We start from the raw sequence: 1,925 nt of genomic DNA on the forward strand, positions 1-1,925 counted from the left end.
ACTCGGTGCCGATCAGGTGGGCCGTCACGTCGTGCACGGTCCACCCGGGTAGCGCGGTGGGTGTGAACCACGCGTCGCCCGACACGGACGACAGCACCTGATCGAGCACGTCCCATTCCTCGAGCAGCCCGTCGAGGATGGCTTCTTTGTGTAAGGCATTCACTGGTTGTCGCCCTCCTTTGTCTCAACTCTAGGACCCTCCGGCGGCAACCGCGTAGTTTCGGTGGCGCCGGACGAATATGCCGGTGGCGCCGTCGATCCACTCCCGCAACGGGGGACCGTGTGGTAGACCGAGGGCGAGAATCTCCATTAACAAAAGGAGCACGGATGTTCCCTGGTAATTTCGTCGCGACCACCCCGGACAAGCCGGCTGTCATTCGTCCGTCGACGGGGGAACAGCTCACCTATCGGGAATTGGACCAGCGATCCATCCGGCTCGCCCGGCACTTGCGGGGCCTCGGCCTGAACGTGGGCGATCACGTGGCGCTCGTATCGAGTAACGACCTCCGTGTCCTCGAGGTGTATTGGGCTGCACTGCGGTCCGGCCTGTACATCACCGTGGTCAACTGGCACCTCACCGCGGATGAGGCAGGTTACGTGGTGGACGACTGCGGGGCGGCGGTCCTCATCGCCTCCGCCGACGCCGGAGATGCGATCCCGCGCGATCCGAACCAGCTTCCCCATGTCCGGCACCGCCTGGTCTACGGCGGGGAACTGGACGGGTTCGACAGTTACGAGGACGCTCTCGCAGCGCAGTCCGACGAACCGCTCGAGTCGCAGCCCCGCGGTCAGGACATGCTCTACTCGTCGGGCACCACCGGCCGTCCCAAGGGAATCAAGCCGATACTGCCGGAAGGCGAAGTAGACACCACCATGGATCCCTACACCGCGGTGTTCGCGCCGATGTACGGATTCGATTCCGACACCGTCTATCTGTGCCCGGCCCCGCTGTATCATGCTGCACCACTGCGCTTCTGCGGAACCATCACGTCCGTCGGCGGCACGATCATCCTGATGGACCGCTTCGACGCGGAGGAAGCGCTGCGGCTGATCGAGCAGTATGGCGTGACTCACAGCCAGTGGGTGCCCACGATGTTCGTCCGCATGCTGAAACTGCCGCAGGATGTTCGCGACAAGTTCGACGTGTCGAGCCTGAAGGTGGCCATCCACGCGGCGGCCCCGTGCCCGCCGGAGGTGAAACGCCGGATGATCGAATGGTGGGGTCCGGTGATCTTCGAGTACTACGCCTCCACCGAGGGAGCGGGCGCCACGTTCATCGACAGCGCGCAAGCCCTGGCGAAGCCGGGGTCGGTGGGCCACGACGGGGTAATGGGCATCGTGCATATCTGCGACGATCACGGTGCCGACCTGCCGGTCGGCCAGATCGGGACGGTGTACTGGGAACGCGAGGAGCGTCCGTTCGAATACCACAACGATCCGGCCAAGACCGACGCCGCGACGCACCCGGACCATCCGACATGGACCACGAGCGGCGACATCGGATACATCGACGCCGATCGCTACCTGTACCTGACGGACCGCGCGGCGTTCATGATCATCTCGGGAGGAGTGAACATCTACCCGCAGGAATCGGAGAACGTTCTGACCATGTATCCCAAGGTCTTCGACGTCGCCGTGATCGGCGTGCCGGACGAGGAGATGGGAGAGCAGGTCAAGGCTGTCGTGCAACTCGTCGACGGGGTGGAACCGTCGGAAGCCCTCGCACAGGAACTGCTCGACTACGTGCGCGACCGGGTCAGCCACTTCAAGGCCCCACGCACCATCGACTTCTCGGACGAGCTACCCCGCACACCTACGGGCAAACTGGTGAAGCACAAGTTGCGTGCCCGGTACGCGGCCCCCCAGGCGGGCTGACGTCCAAGCCCCTTCGACGCGCAAGCCCCTTCGACGCGCCACCCCCGTGC

At 64.6% G+C, this 1,925-nt stretch carries 2 protein-coding genes; one reads left to right on the forward strand and one right to left on the reverse strand.

The window, feature by feature from the left end:
- Positions 1 to 163, reverse strand: a 163-nt coding sequence (locus WAW17_RS14495) for a maleylpyruvate isomerase N-terminal domain-containing protein (RefSeq protein ID WP_422333651.1), incomplete at its 3' end; no start/stop codon positions are given.
- Positions 164 to 327: 164 nt separating this feature from the next.
- Between WAW17_RS14495 and WAW17_RS14500 the strand changes: the two genes are divergently transcribed.
- Positions 328 to 1,875, forward strand: coding sequence for an AMP-binding protein (locus tag WAW17_RS14500; RefSeq protein ID WP_422333650.1), 1,548 nt, complete (start codon positions 328 to 330; stop codon positions 1,873 to 1,875).
- Positions 1,876 to 1,925: the final 50 nt, after the last annotated feature.

Source organism: Rhodococcus sp. (in: high G+C Gram-positive bacteria) (genome assembly GCF_049286785.1).
Taxonomy (GTDB): Bacteria; Actinomycetota; Actinomycetes; order Mycobacteriales; family Mycobacteriaceae; genus Rhodococcus_F.